The 20,436-nt window shown below is 33.3% G+C and carries 18 protein-coding genes; 4 read left to right on the top strand and 14 right to left on the bottom strand.

Going from position 1 to position 20,436, the window contains the following annotated elements:
• Positions 1-998 precede the first annotated feature (998 nt).
• From BLS90_RS11605 to BLS90_RS11655, 13 genes are all read right to left on the bottom strand, one after another.
• Positions 999-1,514 (bottom strand): glycosyltransferase, encoded by a 516-nt coding sequence (locus BLS90_RS11605; protein WP_175455473.1) that lies wholly within the window; start codon positions 1,512-1,514, stop codon positions 999-1,001.
• A 147-nt stretch (positions 1,515-1,661) separates the two neighbouring features.
• Positions 1,662-1,799: a hypothetical protein gene (locus BLS90_RS16900; RefSeq protein WP_175455474.1), complete on the bottom strand. Its 138-nt coding sequence runs from the start codon at positions 1,797-1,799 to the stop codon at positions 1,662-1,664.
• Between the two features lie 6 nt (positions 1,800-1,805).
• On the bottom strand, positions 1,806-1,979 hold the full coding sequence (locus tag BLS90_RS16905) for a hypothetical protein (protein ID WP_175455475.1): 174 nt from the start codon (positions 1,977-1,979) through the stop codon (positions 1,806-1,808).
• Positions 1,980-2,107: 128 nt separating this feature from the next.
• Positions 2,108-2,392: a hypothetical protein gene (locus tag BLS90_RS11610; protein WP_091257873.1), complete on the bottom strand. Its 285-nt coding sequence runs from the start codon at positions 2,390-2,392 to the stop codon at positions 2,108-2,110.
• 142 nt (positions 2,393-2,534) lie between these two features.
• A complete protein-coding gene (locus BLS90_RS11615) occupies positions 2,535-3,824 on the bottom strand; it encodes an ice-binding family protein (protein ID WP_245705101.1) in 1,290 nt (429 codons plus the stop codon).
• Between the two features lie 273 nt (positions 3,825-4,097).
• The gene (locus tag BLS90_RS11620; RefSeq protein ID WP_091257877.1) at positions 4,098-4,559 is read right to left on the bottom strand and encodes a hypothetical protein; all 462 of its coding nucleotides are present in this window, start codon (positions 4,557-4,559) and stop codon (positions 4,098-4,100) included.
• A gap of 183 nt (positions 4,560-4,742) precedes the next feature.
• The gene (locus BLS90_RS11625; protein ID WP_091257879.1) at positions 4,743-5,660 is read right to left on the bottom strand and encodes a hypothetical protein; all 918 of its coding nucleotides are present in this window, start codon (positions 5,658-5,660) and stop codon (positions 4,743-4,745) included.
• A gap of 5 nt (positions 5,661-5,665) precedes the next feature.
• Positions 5,666-6,151 (bottom strand): T9SS type A sorting domain-containing protein, encoded by a 486-nt coding sequence (locus BLS90_RS11630; protein ID WP_091257880.1) that lies wholly within the window; start codon positions 6,149-6,151, stop codon positions 5,666-5,668.
• Between the two features lie 5 nt (positions 6,152-6,156).
• Positions 6,157-6,609, bottom strand: a complete 453-nt coding sequence (locus tag BLS90_RS11635) for a response regulator (RefSeq protein ID WP_091257883.1) — start codon at positions 6,607-6,609, stop codon at positions 6,157-6,159.
• A 257-nt stretch (positions 6,610-6,866) separates the two neighbouring features.
• Positions 6,867-10,757: a PAS domain S-box protein gene (locus BLS90_RS11640; protein ID WP_091257885.1), complete on the bottom strand. Its 3,891-nt coding sequence runs from the start codon at positions 10,755-10,757 to the stop codon at positions 6,867-6,869.
• Positions 10,758-10,786: 29 nt separating this feature from the next.
• Complete coding sequence (locus BLS90_RS11645) at positions 10,787-12,136, bottom strand: sigma-54-dependent transcriptional regulator (protein WP_091257887.1); 1,350 nt, start codon at positions 12,134-12,136, stop codon at positions 10,787-10,789.
• A 593-nt stretch (positions 12,137-12,729) separates the two neighbouring features.
• Complete coding sequence (locus BLS90_RS11650; RefSeq protein WP_091257889.1) at positions 12,730-13,890, bottom strand: MFS transporter; 1,161 nt, start codon at positions 13,888-13,890, stop codon at positions 12,730-12,732.
• Positions 13,891-15,400: 1,510 nt separating this feature from the next.
• The gene (locus tag BLS90_RS11655; protein ID WP_091257891.1) at positions 15,401-16,678 is read right to left on the bottom strand and encodes a metal-dependent hydrolase family protein; all 1,278 of its coding nucleotides are present in this window, start codon (positions 16,676-16,678) and stop codon (positions 15,401-15,403) included.
• Positions 16,679-17,049: 371 nt separating this feature from the next.
• Between BLS90_RS11655 and BLS90_RS11660 the strand changes: the two genes are divergently transcribed.
• Positions 17,050-17,550 carry a CIA30 family protein gene (locus tag BLS90_RS11660; RefSeq protein WP_091257893.1) on the top strand — a complete coding sequence of 167 codons (501 nt, stop codon included), beginning with the start codon at positions 17,050-17,052 and terminating at the stop codon, positions 17,548-17,550.
• A gap of 121 nt (positions 17,551-17,671) precedes the next feature.
• Here the strand turns inward: BLS90_RS11660 and BLS90_RS11665 are convergent, their stop codons facing one another.
• Entirely contained in the window at positions 17,672-18,151 is a 480-nt protein-coding gene (locus BLS90_RS11665; protein WP_091257894.1) for a hypothetical protein, read from the bottom strand.
• A 238-nt stretch (positions 18,152-18,389) separates the two neighbouring features.
• On the opposite strand from BLS90_RS11665, the gene BLS90_RS11670 reads away from it, so the two are divergent.
• The 3 genes from BLS90_RS11670 (at position 18,390) to BLS90_RS11680 (ending at position 20,428) form a co-directional block, all read left to right on the top strand.
• Positions 18,390-18,884, top strand: a complete 495-nt coding sequence (locus BLS90_RS11670) for a rhodanese-like domain-containing protein (protein WP_091257896.1) — start codon at positions 18,390-18,392, stop codon at positions 18,882-18,884.
• Positions 18,874-19,485 (top strand): TIGR04282 family arsenosugar biosynthesis glycosyltransferase, encoded by a 612-nt coding sequence (locus BLS90_RS11675; RefSeq protein WP_091257899.1) that lies wholly within the window; start codon positions 18,874-18,876, stop codon positions 19,483-19,485. Before BLS90_RS11670 ends, BLS90_RS11675 begins: the two co-directional genes overlap by 11 nt.
• Before the next feature lie 70 nt (positions 19,486-19,555).
• Entirely contained in the window at positions 19,556-20,428 is an 873-nt protein-coding gene (locus BLS90_RS11680; protein ID WP_091257901.1) for a sterol desaturase family protein, read from the top strand.
• Positions 20,429-20,436 lie beyond the last annotated feature (8 nt).

Consider the following 20,436-nt stretch of genomic DNA (forward strand, 5'->3'; position numbering starts at 1 on the left):
AGTATGAGAACCGAAAATAAGAGAATATATATCTATCCAAAAGATATACAACGCATAACGGGAAAGAGTTATCGTCAAAGCATTATACTACTACAAAAAATAAGAAAGGAGCTCAATAAGCTCCAGAATGAGTTAGTATCAATCGAAGAATTCTGCCAAAACACGAGCTTAAAAATTGAACAAGTTGAACCTTTTATAATTGGATAGAATTTATGTTTTAGGCAACTAAATTTTGAACCGATTCCTTTTCAATAATAGTACTCAACCAGTTCAAATTTTAAACAATGAAAGACCTTTTTTTACTTTGATAAACCTTTAATTATCACTATTTTTACAGCGTTAAGATTACATGATTTTTTACCTATAAATCGTAGGAGTACAATCGAGACCCTTGTTTTAAAATAGTTTGCGAGACATCGTAAACACTGAAATAAAGAGAGGAAAACAACTCCCTCTTTCTCCGCGAAAAGCCCCTCAAATATGGGACTTTTTACATTTCAATACTTTCCTTTATTTACAAAATCCCATATTTTACTACACCTAAGAGTTAATCCTAATTAAATTGTTCAATGAAGTCTATTTTCATTTTACACTTTAAATCGGATTCAACAGGTACCCTATTTGGTAACCTATCAATCCATACGCAAATTAGGGTACCAAATAGTTGACAATTGTCAACTATAATTTGAGCTGGGCAACTTTCAAAAGTGCGTTTGTAAAAATTTAAAATGTAAAACATGAAAAAACTTAAAGTGAGCTTCTACCTAAAGGGAGACAAAAAAATCAAATTGGAGAAACTATAATCTATGGTAAAATCTTTATAGGAAATGACAACTCCACATTTTCAACCTCAAAAACCATTTTACGGGAACGTTGGTCTAAAACCAATAGACTTAAAAATACTCTTCGAGTTGACAATGAAATTAGCCTATAGAACTATTTAAAATCTCTGGTGAACGGTATTGAAGAAAAATATATTGAATTAATAAAAACATATTCTAGTGATGATAAAGCTGGGCGCTGCTTTGTGAATAAATGGTAATTCCAGCCTCGCAATTCTTTATCTGGGTGCCTCTGTTAGTCGCATCAGTGGCAATACGAAGTTTGCCAAAACTGGCCGCTTCAATAACAAATAATGGCAATCCTTCGTTTCTGGACGGATGCACGAAAATGTCCATTTTTTTCAATAAATCCTCTTTATCAGCTCCAAATTTGCTTCCAAATAGAAATACATTTTCCTCGAGAGATTTACCTTTTATTAGGTTCTCCAAAATGTTTTTATCGCTACTGTCCCCAACAATCCATAGCTCCGATCCGGGTTGGTTTTTTTTGAATTTGGTGAAAGCTTTTAGCAAAGTGTCAAGCACTTTAGTATAAATATCCAATCGTCCAATAAATCCAAAAACGATAGTTGCATTAGCGGTTCTTCCGATAAGTATTACTTTGTCATTTTCAAATCCGTAAGGCAATATAATAGATTTTTTATCTTCGAATATCTTCTTTAATCCATTCACTTCACTTTTTCCGATACAATGAATTTTTAATGTCCTTTTGACTAATTTTTTTTCAAACAGGGAAAAATACAATTTCTTGCTCCAAAAACTCCTTTTTATTACAATGACGTTGTAGGCTCCATGGGGCGTAAAAACAAACTTGATTTGTTATTTATCCAGCAATTTTGCCAAGGAATAAAAAACGGGAATCCAGCCACCATGAAGATGAAAAATAGCTTTGCCTTTTTTTCCGATTATAGCAGATTTCAATTCTTCTGCAATGGCAAAAGGATTGCGTTGTTTCAAAAACAACTACGTTTCAAAATTGCGTTCGCAATAATTATTATCTTTGTACTTTGTAATGCCCAAGACGGATGCTTTTACCTCAAAATTCACTTGTTTTCTGGCCAATTGATGAACTACTTTATTGACACTATTCATTCTTTTGAAATTGGCTTTCCCAAGGACAATATGAATTATTTCCATAATTTAAATTGTTTTTTTGAGTTGATTCTGCTAATACAAAATCATAATTTAACCTGATCGTGTTTTTGGCAAACCAGAAACAAACTGAATTTTATCTGCAAGTATTGAGAAATTTCTATTTTCGTATATCACAATTGTACTCTATTTAATGTCAATATCCTATTTGTAAAAGTTATTGTTCCTGAATCTACTCTCCATCTAATATCAATAGCTTGCCCATCAGCTACAGTAGCTATAGCCCGTAATGATACATCCACCGTATTTACATTCAATGTTCTTGTTCTACTTGAGTTAGCAATTAAAACTCCATTTTGATAAATACTAAAAGTAGCTAATGCATTGTTATCAACACCAGGAAGATATCTAGTACCATTTACAGTAGCAGCCTCAAACCCTGTTATTGAATTCTTCATGTATTGCGCTTGTATTTCTAGTATTTGGATTAAAAAGAATAAGACCAAAAGAATTATAGGCCCGTTAGTACCTAAAATTTTATGTTGCGTGAAATTTTTTCATGCTGAATTTTGTTTTATATTTTAAACGAGTACCGTTTGGTTAGTTTCCTACTCTAATCAATGTCAAAATTCTATTAAGAACATTTATTTCGATACCATCAGACTTTTGTTCATCAATTTTCCATCTCACATCTATGGTGTCATCCACTTCAATTTTAGTAAGGGCTAGTAATGAAATATCCGATGGTAATTCTACTCTTGTTCTGCTAGAATTAGGAATTAAGACGCCATTTTTATAAAGGCTAAAAGTAGCCATATGATTAATGGGGGTAACAACCGTAGTTGATCCTGATTGAAAGATAGTTCCATTTACAGTTGCAGTTGCAGCAAAGCCTGTGATGGCACCTCCACCTGTTCCAATATCTCCATTATATACAGAAGCACCAGTATTGGCAACTCCACCTGAACTGGTAAATATTACGAAATTAGACAAGCTCCTGAAATTTATAATGCTATTGCCTGTTGGCAAAGTAAGTGTACCTTCTCCGAAAGAAATTGCTCCCAATGTAGTTAATAATCGTCCGTTTACTGTGGTATTAGCTCCTGCAACAGCAGCTCCATGAGAAAATAAGGTTCCTGAGATATTTGTACTAGCACCGAGACCAACTGCTCCATCGGCAATCCAAAAAACATTTTTTGCGGTTGCTCCGTTTGTTAAAATTACATTAGTACCAGCCCCTGTATTAAATGCTCCTGCATTGGCTCTAACTATAAATATAGGGTTTATTTCATTATTACCATTTAGAGTAAGAGTGCCGGCAATTGATGCCGCGCCCGCTACATTATAAACTCCAGGAAGAAGCGTTTCCCCACTTCCAAAAGTAAGTGCATGGGTACCGGTTACAGGTATTGCCATAATGTCGTTATAAATTAAATTTAAATCTGCAGCCGCAGTAGCAGTGCTAAAACCAGTTGTATAATTAGCTGCGGGGATGTTTAATTGCCCATTAAAATGAATTGAATACATACCAGCCTCTACTAGAGTTTTAGTCATGTCTGTAATAACTACATCTGTAGTTGAAGTAGTTGAGATAATTGAAGAAGCAGTAACAGAACTATAACCAGCGGTGTTAATCAAGCTCAAAGATGCTGCGGCAGTGGTAATTGTTTCAGTGTAGATTATTTTTGTTTTAACAGCATACGATTTATCATTAGCTATATCATAAATTTGTGTACCAACGGATAAATTAGCACCAAAGATAGTTGTTGCGTCAGCTATCTTCATTAATACTGAAGGTGCAACCAGCACCTGTGGCACCTGTGGCACCTGTGGCACCTGCGCAAACATCAGGGAAGGTAAAAACAGAAATAAAATAATTAAGTTTTTCAATTTAATGTATTATTTAGTAATCATTTATTAGAACACAAATAAAAGCAAATAAAAAAAAGATTCCTCACTTCGGAATGACAAGACTTTTGATAGCAAATAAGGGAGAGCTGGAGTTACGATGAAATTGGATCGCCCGCTCTTCCTATAAACCAAGATTGTTATTCCGAACAAAGTGAGGAATCTAAAATTTGTATTCCTTTATAATAAAACTTTAAAAACTCAATCTATGCTTCTGCAGGTTAAAGAAAATCATCCTACAGAAACATAGCAATATTAATTGGTAGTATAAGTATACGATACTACAAATTTATCATATTGTGATTGAGCAGAAATAATAGTCAGAGTAGCCCCAGAACTTGTATAATCAGTAGTTGGTCTCAATGCAGCTCCATTCATCATAACAGTTAACCCAATTGTATCTGTTATTGGAATTTTTGAAAGTGTGTACGTGTCCGGTGTAGCGGCTGCTTCAAATGTTTCAACACTGTAATTGACACTACTGTTAATTAATATCAAACTAGTTAAGGCAGTGGTAACTGTTAGTGTAGAAGCAATTCCGACTTTTACTTGCCATAAAGTAGAATCAGACACAACATAAATTTGCGTTCCAGCAGGCAGATTTTGGCCAAAAGCAGTTGTTCGATCTGCAACTCTCAATTGGGCTGTTGGTGTAGTTTGCGAAAATCCTAAATAGGAAATTGCAAATAATGCGATTGTTAGTATGTATTTTTTCATAATTTTACTCAGTTTATCTATACCACTGCAAGATTTTAATTGTTTATGTTTATTAATTTTGTGTCAAGGTTGTTTCTCATTACAAATAAACCAACCCTGACATTTGGTTTATTACTTTTATTTATTGTTTTTTTATTTGTTTTACCCAGTTTATCTATACACTGCAAGATTTTAAGTTAATATTTAATTTGTAACTGTTAATTTATCGTTTTGCCTTGTGTCAAGAATTAATGTTAAAGTAGTAAGACCAACTCCTGACCATTGATTTTGTTTTAGTAAAGCTCCATTATAATGAATTTTAGAGAAAACACCCAAAGAGAATGTTAAAGCAATACTATTTTCCCCGTCAGAAACTAACTCTTTTTCAAAATATTGCATTCCACCTGCTGCTGCGGTTATCGTAATATTTGCTGTCCCGTCAAACGGCACACCGTTGATTGTTCTTGCGGTCGCAAGCGCTGTGGCTGTTCCTGAATTTCCGGTTATGGTTGTTTGGTCACCTGTGTTTGTATTGCTTGTATTTCCAAGGACAGTTTGTTGAGCATTGGTAACATAGTTTTTGTCTACAGAAGCAGAAATACTTGCTGTAGTTGCGGGAACAGCAGAAACATTTGCACCATTTCCTGTTAATAACCCAGTTTGGGTTGTTGTCGTGGATACAGTAATTATATTTGGACCGGCAGCACCAGTTGAGCCAGCCGTTCCGTTTGCACTAAACAAAGCATACGGCACACTCATTAATTCGTTTGTACCAGCGATGGTGTAAGCGGTTCCGCCTGTTGGGTCGGTTTCTGTTTTTATAAAATAAGGGCCAGCTGACCAGTTGATACCCGAAAATGTACCTGTTAAAACTGTACCCATTCCAATTTGTAAACTTACTAAACCATTGGAGTTGGTGCTTGGTGTTTGGGTTTCTACATATACAGCTGCACCAGTTGATGAACTCTGCAATATGCTAATTTTCATTCCTACAGGTGCTGATGTTATTAATGCGTTACTATTGTTGCGAATTACGGCTTGGTAACTCATTTTTTGTGGGGCTTGTGCAAATACGCTTACCGTTAATAAAAGCCCTGCTATGATTGAATATATCTTCTCCATAGTTTTTATTTTTTAATTATTTTAAATGTTTTTACTTCTTGGTTATTGTTGGCCACTTTCAAAAAATAAATGGCACTTGGTAAATTTTCCATACCAATTGTTTCGGTGCTACTTATTATTTTTCGGCTTTCAATTAATTTTCCGCTGATGTCGTAAAGTTGAAATCTCAAAGTTGAAAGTTCAGCGTTACCTACATTAAGCGTTAAAAAATTGGTAGTAGGGTTTGGGTAAGCTGTTAATTCCAATTTAGTGGCATTGTCTTCTATACCCAGCACAATAGAAATTATGTAGGACTGTTGAACGCCTTGTGCTACCGAACCGTTTGTACCGGTATTAGTGGTATAAACAATTTGCCCTACCGAGTAAGCAACTGTTCCTCCGCTTCCAGAAGCATCTCCGCCTGTGGCAGTGATTGCTTGTTGTGCTTGTGCTGTTAGCAGCCCAAAGCCTAACAAGAATAATACAACTATTTTTATTTTTTTGGTGTTCATATTACTTATTCTAATGAAGGGTCTAAAAATGAATTTTTAGAGATTTCAATAAAAGTTGAGGTCGATTTTTTCATCGCTTCTTTCACCGAACTAATTTTATTGATAATAAATGTCATTTTATCGTACACTAAATTGTCTTTAATTATATAGTCATAGGCGTCATACTCATGTGCATCAACAGCTATTTTAATATTTTGCTGACCCGAAACCATTATCACATAAATGCTAGGATTGTAGCGTTTTATTTTTTTTAAAACTTCCAATCCTGTTATTCCATCCATGTTGTGATCCAAGAAAATAATGTCTGGATTTTGATTTAGATTATTTAGGCAATCATTCCCATTACTGAAACATTTAATATTGCTGTAGTTTAGATTTAACAAATATTGTTCGTGCATTTTTGCACAAAAAACATCGTCGTCTACTATAAAAAATTTGAATGAATTTTGATTTTGCATATTATCTAACTATTTCGATAACAGGAAAGCCAAAAGCAAGCCAAAAGTTTAAGTGGTTTATTTTGAGGGTTTTAATAAAATAATGTAGTTTGTTTTTTTCCATTTTTTGGAAAGTATTCCAACTTTTGAAAAAAGCAAGATGATTACCTTTTTCTATCCATGCGTCAGAGCTGCTGGAGATTACGGATCGGTAAGGAGATTACCGAACTGCGTTCGCAATGACAGAAATAGCTATTATTTTCAATAAAAAGAAAACTTTATGCGTTTAATTCATTATTCTGAAGTTGGGAAATTACAAGTTGTAATGTTTTTTTAACCATGGTATAAATAGCTGTAATTTGCCCTTTATTTTGTGTTTCTTTTGCTATTTTTTCTAAAGTTTTCATTTCACTCTGAATAGACAGAACACCCATATGATCAGTGCTGGGTCTTATTTTATGGATTAATTGGCTAATTTCCAGAAAATTATTTGATTCCAACGCTGCATCTATTTTTTCAATAGTTGCTGTTGTTTGTTCCACAAAGACACCTACCATTTTAACCACAAATTCATCATCGCCGCTACTCGAATTATGAAGAAAGTTCAAGTTATAAAGGGGTTGATTTGGGTTCATCTCATTATCTAAAGATGGTATACCATTTTTATTTATGGTGTATTTTACAATAGTCTGTAGTAAAACTACTTCATCAAAAGGTTTTACAACATAGTCGTTCATGCCTGCTTTTTTGCATTTATCAATTTCTGTTTTAAATGCATTTGCGGTAAGCGCAATAATGGGCGTTGAAAGATTTAGTTCGTTTCTAATAATTAGGACTGCTTCGATACCACCCATTAATGGCATTTGGATATCCATAAGAATAATGTCGAAGGTTCTATTTTTCAAAATCTCAACGGCTTCCAAACCATTTTCAGCTTCGGTTACTTCGCAATTATAATATTGCAATGTATTTTGGACCACCAATCGGTTAAAATAATTATCTTCAACCAGAAGAATTGAAATGTTTTTTAATCTGATAACGGGTTTAATAATATTCAGGTCAGCGGTGTTCTCCGTGCCTGACTTGGGATAATTGAGGTAAAGGTAAATAGTTGTTCCCCTATTTTTTTCGCTTTCGATCTCAATTGTGCCTCCCATTAATTCGACAAGCTCCTTGGTGATCGACAAGCCCAGACCGGTACCACCATATTTCCGGTTGGTTTCTATATCTTCCTGCGAAAATTTATTAAAAATAGTCGAAACAAAGCTGCTTTCCATTCCTATCCCGGTATCCGATATCGAAATTTTTAATTTTTGGGAGAAAGTGCTGTCGTCAACAACTTCACAATTAATTGAAATACTACCTGTGCTAGTGAATTTTATGGCATTACCAACAAGGTTGTATAAAATTTGTTGCAGTTTCATAGCGTCTCCTACCAATACATTTGCTATTTCTTTTGAAATAGTGATGTTAAAATCCAATCCTTTTTGTTTCAGCATTGGATGCAACACTGTTGTAACATTTGAAATGGATTTTTCAAAGACAAAATCTACAGATTCAAGACTCATTTCTCCAGATTCGATTTTTGAAATATCTAAAATATTATTGATGATGGCCAGTAAATGCTTGGAGGCTATGGAGCAGTTATTGATATAGTCCTTTTGAAGCCCGGTAAGTTCCAATTTATCTAATTCCCTTAGAAAACCTACAATTGCATTAAGGGGCGTTCGTATTTCGTGACTCATGTTGGCCAAGAATACTTCTTTGGCTTTGGACGATTTTAACGCGTTTGTTTTTTCTTTTTCAAGATCGGACTCCAATTTTTTTTGGTCTGTTACATCCAGATGAATTCCTATCGAACCTATTACATTTCCTTTGCTGTCGTAGTTGGGAGCTCCACTAATTGTCAACCATCTCAGTTCCCCACTTTTCTTTTTGATCGGGATTTGATAGATGTCTGAAACGCCTTGTTGTCTGAGTTTGATTTTGGAAGTAAGAATGTCCAAATTGTCTTGAGAATCAAAAAAATCTATTAAATTTCTGCCTACAAGTTCGCTTATTTCGTAACCTATTATGGCGGCAAAACTCTGGTTTGCATATTTAATAATCTCGTTATTGTCCACTTCTATCAATCCCAGGTTCATGTGTGTTATTACGTTTTGGAATTTCTCCTCTTGAATTTTTCGAATATTTTCTGCTGTCTTTTTTTCTGAAACATCTTGAATAAAGGCGCAGAAAAAAACTTGATTATTTTCATTGACTGGAATTATTGACATTTCAACTGGAAATTCAATACCTTTTCTATTTAGAGCCATCATGTCTAAAGGTTTGTTCAGAACCGCTCCTTCGCCTGTTCTGAGATAATGTTTCATTCCTCTATGATGAGCTTCGACGTACTGATTGGGAATAATTATTTTGGACAATTCTTTTCCTAATACCTCCTCACTATTCCATCCGAAAATAATTTCTGCATTCTGGTTCCAAAACGTAATTATTCCTTTAATATCAATCATTATAATGGCGTTTAAGGAAGCATTCATAATGAGTTTGTTGCGGTTTTCACTATGAGTAAGTTGATTTTCGGCTTCCTTCCTTTTGGTAATATCTTGAATAAAGCCACTGTAATAGCGTATGCCATCTTGAACAATTAGCGTTATGGAAGTTTCTCCATAAAATTCGTTTCCAGTTTTATGGAGTAAAGTTAATTCTAGCAGTTGATTACAATATGGATTTTTCTCATTTTTAGGGTATTTATCTATTACTTTGTTCCACGTATCCCGGTAGCGCGAAGGAATTAATAAATCAATCATGTTCTTTCCTAACACTTCCTCTTTTTTCCAGCCAAAAACAGTTTCGGCTTGTAGATTCCAAAAAGTTATTTTCTTGAAGCTATTGATAGTTACAATTGAATTTGGAGAAGAATTCATTATAAAACGGTTGTGCTCCTCGCTTTGTGTTAGCAACTCTTTTGCTTTTTTTTGTTCAGTTATATCACGGGCAATTGCGTAAATTTTTCCGGTGACACGATTGGGAGTTGCGTGCCAATCGAACCACAAATAATTTCCGTCTTTTTTGCGATACCTGTTCTCAAAATTTATAGTTGTAGCACCTCTTTGCAGTTTCTTAATTTCTTTTAGGGTTAAATCAATATCATCAGGATGTACGAAACTCAGAAATTGACTTTCGAGCAATTCTCTTTCGCTATAACCTAATGCCTTTTCAAAATTTGAATTAATGACTTCAAAATAACCCTCCACATTTGCAATACAAGAAAAGTTAGCTGTGTTGTAAAAAAAATGTTTGTATTCCGTTAGTTTTTCTTCTGCTTTTTTTTGTTCGCTAATATCACGTCCAACTGCGTAAAGTTCTCCTGTTATTTCATCAGAAATAGCATTCCAGCTTATTGACGGGTAATCGCCATTTTTTGTTATAAACCGATTTTCGAAGTTTATCGTTTTTTCTCCTGTTGCTAATTTTTTAATTTCATTAAAAGTGGTAGTAACATCATCAGGGTGAATGAAGTCATAAAACGGTTTTGCAAGCAATTCTTCTATTGTCCAACCTAAAGTTAATGTAAATGCAGGGTTCATTTTTTTGAAATATCCATCACTACCAACCACACATATCAAATCAATTGAAAGGTTGAACATTTTTTCTAATTTATGCTTTTCAGCATTTTTTTTACGTGATACAATTTGTGAAACCACTTCATTTGCTAAGAGTGTCAATGCCCGCCTCTGGTCGGCAGTTAATTTTCGAGCTTCTCTATCCATTACACAAAGAGAACCAAGTGCATAGCCATCGGGATCAATTAATGGATAACCGGCATAGAATCGGATATTGGGTTGGTCTGTTACTAAAGGGGTGCTTAAAAAACGTTCATCCTTTGTTGCATCTTCAATTTCAAAAAGGGATTCACCATTAATTGTATATTGGCAAAAGGAAATATCTCTAGGAGTTTCGGGTGTATCCAAACCAATTTTAGATTTAAACCACTGCCTTTCCTTATCGATTAAAGTAATTAATGCAATGGGAACTCCGCATATTATTGACGCTAATTGTGTGAGACGATCGAACTCTTCTTCTGGTAAAGTATCAAGAATAGTGTATTGAGCCAAAGCATCTAAACGAGATACTTCATTTTTTGGTATTGGGAGATTTTCATTCATAATGTTTAAAAGAAGTTGAATTGATCCGTCTATTTGGCGTTTTCAGAAGATTGAATTAAATTATAAATAGTTGATTTTCCGATATCTAATTTTTTTGCTGTTTTTAAAACGTCGTTTCGGTTCTTTTTTAGATAATGCAAGATGATTTCAGCGGTATATTCTTTTAAAGTTTTTTCTACAGATAGGAAAAAATCCGTGTTATGAATGCTGTTGAAAGTAAGGTCATCCGGCAAAATCTCATTGTTTTCGCACATTACACACGCTAAATCGATAACCGCTTTTAATTCTCGAATGTTTCCAGGGAACGGGTACTTTAATAACTTGTCTTTGGCCTTTTTTGATACCGTAATTGGCTTCATTTTATTGCCTTTTGTAAATAAGTCAATAAAATATTTGGCTAACAACAAAGTGTCATTTCCACGTTCTCTCAAGGGAGGTAATTCAATAGGCAGCCCGATAATTCTATAATATAAATCTTCTCTAAAAGTTCCATTTTTTACTTCTTGGGCCAAATCTTTATGGGTAGCAATTATCAATCTGGCATCGAATTTTATTTTAGTTGTTCCGCCTAAACGAACGACTTCTCTTTCTTGTAAAACCCGCAACAATTTACTTTGAAGATTCAAATCTAATTCGGCAATTTCATCCAGAAAGATGGTACCTCCATTGGCTTGTTCAAATTTTCCAATATTTCTGGTATTGGCACCCGTAAAAGCGCCGGCTTCGTGACCAAAAAAATCACTTTCCATTAAATCTTTGGGAATGGCAGCCATATTTATTGCGATGAAGGGCTTGTTTTTTCTTTCCGAATTATAATGAATCGCCTTGGCAACCACTTCTTTTCCTGTTCCTGTTTCGCCCGTAATCGAAACATTTATATTGCTATTAATAGATTTGTGTATTTTGTTGAAAACATTTTTTATGGCATCACTTTGTCCAATTATTGTTTTTTCAAAACTAAATTTTTGCTCTAATTGTTCCTTTAAATCGGCTACCTCGTTAACTAATTGAAGATTTTCTCTGATTTTGATAATAGAATTCCACAGAATGTCTTTGGTATGTTCATTTTTAATAATGTAATCTTTGGCACCCGATTTTAAAAAGTCGACAGCAACCTCAATCTCCTCCTGACCACTTATAATAATAATTGGGATTTTGTTGTTTGTTTCCTGAATCTTTTTTAGCAGTTTATCCCCTGTTATGTCAGGTAAACCAAAATCTAAACATATAATATCTGGCTTTAGATATAAATTACTGATACACTCTTTTCCGGTTTTAAAAAGATGAATATCAAAATCAGGATTTAGCTTCAAATGGTATTTTAAAGCTTCTCCAAAAAAAGGATCGTCTTCAATCAAGAAAATTTTTAAGGAGATCATTAGGTATTTGTGTTTTAATAAGTTGGGACTTAGTTTATGCTATAATTACAAAAAAAAATAAAATTACAATATTTTTTAAATTATCAATCAAAATTAACTAACAAATTAAGACTTCTTATAGAAATTAGAATAAACATTTATATATATTTATATGAATTAGTACTATGAAAATTTCTAGTTCGGTTGGTCCCCTCGTTGGTCCCCTGTAAAATATAGCTTTGTAAAGCATTGAATCCATTGGCTTGAAGCGGATTAAAGAAGAACCTCTTTCTACGCGAAAAGCACCTCACAAGGGTGCTTTTTTCATTTCAATATCTTCCTGTTTTTACAAAATCCTATGTTTTACTACACCTAACGGTTGAATTTGATTAAATTGTAATTGAAGCATAATTTCATTTCACACTTTAAATCTAATTCGGCAGGTACCTTGTTTGATGATCATTCCTAAAAGTATCTGGAATCCAGTGGATCAATCCCAAAACCTGTGGAGCTTACATCATATCACTCGCAATACTACACTTACATTCTAGAAATAATTTGGTAATACTACCTTCTCCTTTTTGATTCCAAAAGTATATTCTAATCCTAAAAATTTAGATTTTTCTAAATATAAGATGCACAATCAAAATTAAAACAGACAAAATAATTCCAAGTGCCGATACCCCAAGCCATTTATAATTTTCCCAAGCCAACGCTCCAGCAACAGTTCCAAAAGCACCACCAATAAAAAAACCAACCATATAAATAGTATTCACCCTGTTCCTAGCCTCTGGACTCTTTGAAAAGATAATTTTCTGATTCGTAATATGTAAAGCTTGTATCCCTAAATCAACGAGAAGAATACCAATCATCAAACCTACAAGAGAATTTCCAGAAAATAATAATACAATCCAAGAAACTATTAGCAGCAAAATAGCTACCATAATGACCAAATTATTACTTACAGTATTGCTAATTTTCCCAACAAAAGTAGCTGCCAGAGCCCCAACAATCCCAAGGATTCCAAACGCACCCGTGATCGTACTTCCATACCCAAAAGAATCTTGCATCAAAAATACCAAAGTGGTCCAAAAAGCACTTAGTCCAGCAAAGGCTAATCCTCCTCTTAAGGTAGCCAAACGCAATGAAGCATCGGTTTTAAAATAATGGTAAAGCGATTTCATCAAACTTGCATAACTACCCTTAAATACTGGTTCAATGGTGGGCAACTTATACTTTAAGATTACAAATAAGATAATCATCATTCCTGCAGCTGCATAAAACATCACACGCCATCCAAATTGTTCTCCTACAAAACCACTAATCACACGACTCCCCAAAATACCAATCAAAAGTCCACTCATAACAATGCCAATAGCTCTTCCCCTATTTTCATCGTCAGAAAGTTGGGCAGCCATAGGAACAAACAATTGCGGTAATGCGGAGGTAAAACCAACTATAAAGCTACTTAAAATTAATACAAGCAGCGAATTAGCCAATCCGGCTATTAATAAAGCGATAACCACAATTAAAAAATCCAATCGCAGTATTTTTTTATTAGAAACCTTATCACCTAAAGGAATAATAAATAATAAACCTAAAGCATATCCTAATTGGGTAAATAAAGCAACATTACTCACCTCTGGCTCTGACACATTAAAACTAACCGAGATTTGATGAAGTAAGGGCTGATTGTAATACAAATTAGCAACTACTAGGCCTGCTGATATACTTAATAAATACAATACTTGATTGCTAAGAGTAACTTGTTTCATTTTGTTTTTTAAAAATGGAATTGAAAAAGACTATAAAAACCTTAATTATTTTACTTTTAATCCTTCAAATAGAATGTTAAAAAGGATTTACCTAAATAATATTTTGTTTTTTTCAAAATTAAAAATAATAACAGTAGTAAATCTTGACCTATGACAACGTTTTACGATTAAAAAAATTTAATTTTTTAGCTATTAAAGCTGAATGAAGTACCGTATTGACAAAAGACATTAATCCGAATACGTATGCTCCTTAAAAAGGGAACCAGTATTTTAGTAATCCTATTCGTTTTTTGAAATCTAAATAACCTATTCACACGTAACATCTTAAAACTAAACAAGCTCCTTTTTAATTTTTGATATTTTTTTACTTGTCCACTACACTAGGGTGCCTGCAGTGATACTAATGTAAACCTATTTCTTAGCGAACTTGAGAAGCACATAAAATTTTCTTCTAACTTCTACTTTTACTTAAAAAAGGATGGTATTGTCAAAGAAAAAAGAGTTCCACTTTTCAGTTTAAGCAACAGTAACTTATACTATTTTCTTAGCGAATTTAATATTTGTCATTGACAAAATTCTTTATTATTCTGGTTAATGAGATGTGCTTCAATTTTTTTTAGATTATTAAAAATTCATACTATATAGGGCTTAAGCACTTTTATGCTTTTTTTAAATTAATACTAATTGATGATATATTTCTTTTTGCTACTATTGATTTTGCAAACTTACTCCAAAATATATTTACCTTCAAACACAAATTCAGCAACATAAACGCTATACTTGATTTTCGATTATTCGTCTGCCTTTCTTTCACAAATATCAATATAAGCAATAAGAATAAAACAATGGCGCATTTTTTTTACCATATAAGTCATTTAAGTTTGATTTGTTAGGCTTATATACCTTAAATAACAATAAGGTCATTTAAGGTTTAATGCTTATATGACTCCTATGTTAAATATTATTTCACTCATTTTATAGTTCGACATTAAATAGGTCCAACTGCTTAGTTTTTAAGCTCATTAAATCCATTTAAGACTGTATCTGCCTGAATCGAGAATAAATAATTTGGGATTTAAAGTCCATTTTTTGCTATAGCAGACTATAATTCGATACAGTTTGAACATGAATTTTTAATCCAGAATTACAAAATTTAAAATTTAATGGATTGCAAACTTGGTATAAGACGTTAACAAATGTAATAATTTACAGCAAGAAAAAAAAATTAGAAGATAAATGGAGACGAAATAAAGCGCATAATTTTAACTCTATTTAAAACAAATAAAATAATAGTACGTAACACATACATAGCTACCTACCTGATAATTTAAAAAAAAAACAGATTTGGTTTATTATTGCATTTCGAATGGTGAAATTAAAAGAAGTTCTTCAGCATTATAACATTAAAAATGGTGAAAAGTCCAAAGATTAAGATAGAAAGCTTCCTCAGGAAATATTTCCTGCGGTAACTCCTTTAAATATCTAATTACATTTGGAATGGCATTTCAAATTATTGTTTGTAAACCAAACCATCTTTCATTACAAATACTACGTTAGTAACCGTATTTATATCCTCGGTGGGATCAGCATTTGTGGCAACTATATCGGCCAAATAGCCGGGTTCTATTGCTCCTATTTGTTGATCCATCTCCAATATCTTGGCGTTTACTATTGTGGCCGCTTGGATGGCTTTCATCATGGGCATACCTGCTTGATTCATATAAATAAATTCTTTAGCATTATCGCCATGAGGAAACACTGCTGCATCAGTACCAAATCCAATAGGTACTCCTTTTTTGTATGCTTTCGAGAAAGTAGCTTTAATTTTTGGTCCAATAGCCAATGCTTTTGGCACCACTATAGCAGGATAATAATTAGGGATAAGTGCCTTCTCTGCCACGTAACTTCCTGCTGAGAGTGTTGGAATATAATAAGCATTGTATTTGATCATTAAATCCATAGTGGCTTCACTCATTTCTGTTCCGTGTTCGATCGTTTTTACACCACCTCTAATGGCGCGTTGCATACCTTCATCTCCATGAGCATGAGCGGCAACTTGCATTCCATAATCTTTAGCTGTCCCTACGATAGCCTCTATTTCTTCTTGTGTAAATTGTGCATTACTCCCGCTTTTGGCAACAGACAAAACACCTCCTGTAGCGGTTATTTTGATCCAGTCGGCTCCGTTTTTATAACGTTGTCGCACAGCTTGTCTTGCATCTTCAAGGCTGTTAACCACTCCTTCTTTTGGACCTGGACTTCCCATTAAGTCTTTACGATACCCATTTGTTGGGTCTGCATGTCCTCCTGTGGAAGCTAGTGCTTTCTCGGCAGTTAGTACTCTTGGGCCTACCACCTTGCCTTGATTAATGGCATTCCTAAGCGAAACATTAATCCCTGAGCCACCCAGGTCACGTACTGTAGTAAAGCCCGCCATAAGGGTTGTTTTAGCAAAACCTATGGAGTTAAAGGCGACATCTGCATCGTTTTGCGTAAATTCTTCCACGTAGCGAGTTGGAGAGGTTTCTTCTTCAAGGTGTACGTGCATATCTATCCAGCCAGGCATAGCCGTCTTGGTTTTCAAGTTGATGACTTTATCTACAGGATTTGTAGGATTTATAAAACCGTCTTGAATGGCTTTAATACTTTTGTTAGAAACTATTATGGTTTTATTAGTTAGGACTTTTCCGGTTTTGGTATCTATAATTTTACCACATTGAATATACGTATCTTGAGCCAGCAAAATTGTGCTACTAAAAAGCAGCAAAAGCATTAATTTATTTTTCATAGTGGTTTGATTTATTTTTAAAGATATGAAAAATAGTATATTAACCAACACTTCTAATTTTCTTTCTCATTATCCCAAGCTAATTCTAATTTAGAGGAAAATTATAAAGTCTATAATCTTGATAACAGAAAAAAATTAGTATCGAGCAAAATTTATATTTTGACCGTTACAAAAATCAGGGAAATCATAAAAAATGGACGGATTTATTTGCAATTTTAGACCCTAGCACTTTATAAATTTTGTGCATTTCAAAAATCACTAACTTCGTGACAATATTCTAATTACCATTATATCAATATAAACTACCAACTAAAAATAGTAAAAATTAAAAGCTTAATTGTTATGAAAAAAGTACTATTTATGATTATTTTATTGTCTTCAATAAACTCCAATATTTTTTTGATTTTGATAAATATTCAAATATTAAAGATTGTATTATTATTGATGACGTTGTGATGGGAGGAGAATGTTTCAGCACATTTAAATTAAATGAAGATAGTTTTGGTGTTTTCGAAGACAGCGTATCATTGGATAATAATGGAGGTTTTTCATCTGTTCGATATAGGTTTCAAAAAACAGAATTAAAGCAATTTACTAGTATAGTCGCTAAACTTCGGCGGGATGGCAAAGAATATCAATTGAGCATAAAATCCAATTATAGTGATTATTACTCCTACATAATGCCCTTTTCGACTTCAGGTGAATGGCAAGAAATAAAAACACCCTTGAAAGACATGTACCCTTCTTGGCGCAGAAGAAGGCTCAATCGATCTAATTTTTCGGAAGATTTTATCAACGAAATCACTTTTTTAATAGGAAACAAAAAAAATGAAAATTTCAAACTACTGATCGATAAGATAGAGCTAAAATAAAACGTCGAAGATGAAATTATATACAAAAAACTATTTTTTTTTGTGTATTTATGGCTTATAGATAAAGGCATAAACCAGTATATATTAAAAAAATAAAAGGGAGCTTTTGCTCCCTCCTTCTTTATTGTTTTTCAACACAATCCACTTCGGAAAATTTATATTTTACTCTTTCAAAATCGATAGGCTCTCCTTTTACGAAGTGAGAAGCTCCCAGCGTGATTTGGATTTGTCCATTTCCTAAAATGAGTTCATTCCCTCTTTTTAAAAATGCCATAGGATTTTTAAATGTTTTTTCTTTATCAGTACCTTGGATAAAAGTGTAGCTAGCAAATAAGGTGTCACCTTTAAATTCCCCTACAATTTCACCTACCTTTTTCGGCATATTAGCAATTGCCATGACCATATCACCTGTTATTTCTCCATCTTTGAACGTGTTAATTTTCAAATCAAGCGTGTCCTTTTCATAAACCGCTTTATAGCACTGTTCGCTTACTAACTCTTTGGCTTCCTTAGCTTCAATGATTTTTTCACTTTGATTATTTTTACAGCTTCCGAGTCCAATACAAGTCAATAGCAAACAAAAAAGGCCTAGATTTTTCATAATAGTTTTTATTAATTAATAATTTTAGTACAAGCTAATGCTAATTTACAGATAAATAACGTGTATTGCTATAGATTTGATATAAAAATTTAGGGTAATTCCTTAAAAAAAGGATTCAGCACGATTGCAGAAGTACTGTTATGACTCAAACTATTTTTTTTTGTCTTGTTTAAAACGTGCACTGTCAGTAAATAAGTTTTTAGACGTCTAATAAATTAGATACCTTTATGAAAAAAACATGCGCTTCTATATTTATTTTATCGGTTTCCTTTTTTCAGTTGCTTTGTCTGCACAAAACAGCATTCCACAAGTGTTGAAAAAACTCAATCAAGAGACGGTTCCGTATATAAAAGTGAAAGACCTTAAAGACAAAAAAAATCTAATTTTTTTGGACGCCAGAGAACCCAAAGAATTCAATGTCAGTCATATCAGAAATTCCATTCCTGTGGGCTTTGATAATTTTAAGTCCAACACTGTTAAGGCAACTGTCAAAGATAAAAGTGCAACTATTATTGTTTATTGTTCTATAGGTGTTCGCAGCGAAAAAATTGGTGAAAAACTTCTCAAAATGGGCTATAAAAATGTCTACAATTTGTACGGTGGCATATTTGAATATAAAAATTATGGCGGAAAAGTTGTAAATAATCACAATAAAGTGACTGATAGCGTACACGCTTATAACAAAGCATGGAGTATTTATTTAACAAAAGGAATTAAGGTTTATGAAAACTGATGCACTTATAATTTTTACTCGTAACCCTGAATTAGGAAAAGTAAAAACCAGACTTGCAAAAACTATTGGAGACGAAAAAGCATTAGCTGTTTACACCGATTTGCTGTTGCATACCAAAAATGAAACACAGGCTATTAACTGCGATAAATTTGTGTTTTATGATTCTGTTATTGTCAAAGAGGATATTTGGTCGCAAGATTTTTATCAAAAAAAAAGGCAAGCTAGTGGTGATTTAGGACAACGAATGCAAGATGCCTTTACATCTCTTTTTGAAATGGGCTATCAGTATTGTATTATTATAGGTAGTGATTTATTTGACTTAAAAGTAGCGCTTATTGAAACAGCCTTTAAAAAACTTAGAGATCATGATGTTGTAATAGGGCCCGCTGAAGATGGCGGTTATTATTTATTAGGATTAAAGAAAAACAATACTCTTATTTTCCAAAATAAAGACTGGGGAACTAGCACGGTTTTTGAAGCTACTGTAAGGGATTTAGAAAGTTATAAAATTTGCCTCTTGGATCGCTTAAATGATATTGATACCTTTGATGATCTAAAACGAAGTAGTTATGATTGGGCCAAGTTAAGCACCGTCCTATAAGCAAGTACGATGAAAAAAGTTAATTAAACGGTGTCACAAATAGCACCAACAGAACAATTGCATACCACAAATGGAAAAATACATTGACATCTTCCTAAATTCCTACAGCGGTTATTTAAATTATCTGAAAAACGAAATTTTATACTGGAAGTGGGATAATTATTTTTATGGACTAATTGCTATTTCTCTGGTCGTATGGTTCCTTGAAATCGTTTTTCCTTGGAGAAAACAACAAGCCATTTTCCGAAAAGATTTCTGGCTGGATCTCTTTTATCTTTTTTTTAATTTTTTCCTGCTCAATTTAATTCTACTCATTGCTCTATCTAATGTAATGGAGCAGTTTATAAATGACATACTGCATGTATTTGGACTAGAACTTATGTCTATTCAGCTTTTTTCTATATCTGAGTTACCTAAACCATTAGCATTATTGGTGTTTTTCATCATTAGCGATTTTATTCAATGGAATGTTCACCGTTTACTACATAGTGTTCCTTTCTTATGGAAAATACATAAAACTCATCACAGTGTGAAGGAAATGGGTTTTGCAGCGCATTTTAGGTACAATTGGATGGAACCTTTAGTCTATAAATCAATACTTTACATTCCGATTATTCTTATTGGCGGCGTAAATCTTCAAGATGTGTTTATCGTCCACTTCGTTTCGATTGCCATAGGCCATTTGAATCACGCTAATATAGGTTGGGACTACGGATTTTTAAAATATATCTTAAATAATCCCAAAATGCATATTTGGCATCACAGTAAAAAAATGCCAAATAAATATGGCGCCAACTTTGGAATTTCACTAAGTATATGGGACTATATATTCAAAACCAACTACATACCTTCAGACGGAAGAGACATCGAACTTGGTTTTGATGATGAAAATGAGTTTCCAAAAGATTTTATCAAGCAAGAAATTTATCCTTTGAAAAAATAATTACTATT

The organism is Flavobacterium omnivorum (assembly GCF_900099915.1).
Lineage (GTDB): Bacteria > Bacteroidota > Bacteroidia > Flavobacteriales > Flavobacteriaceae > Flavobacterium > Flavobacterium omnivorum.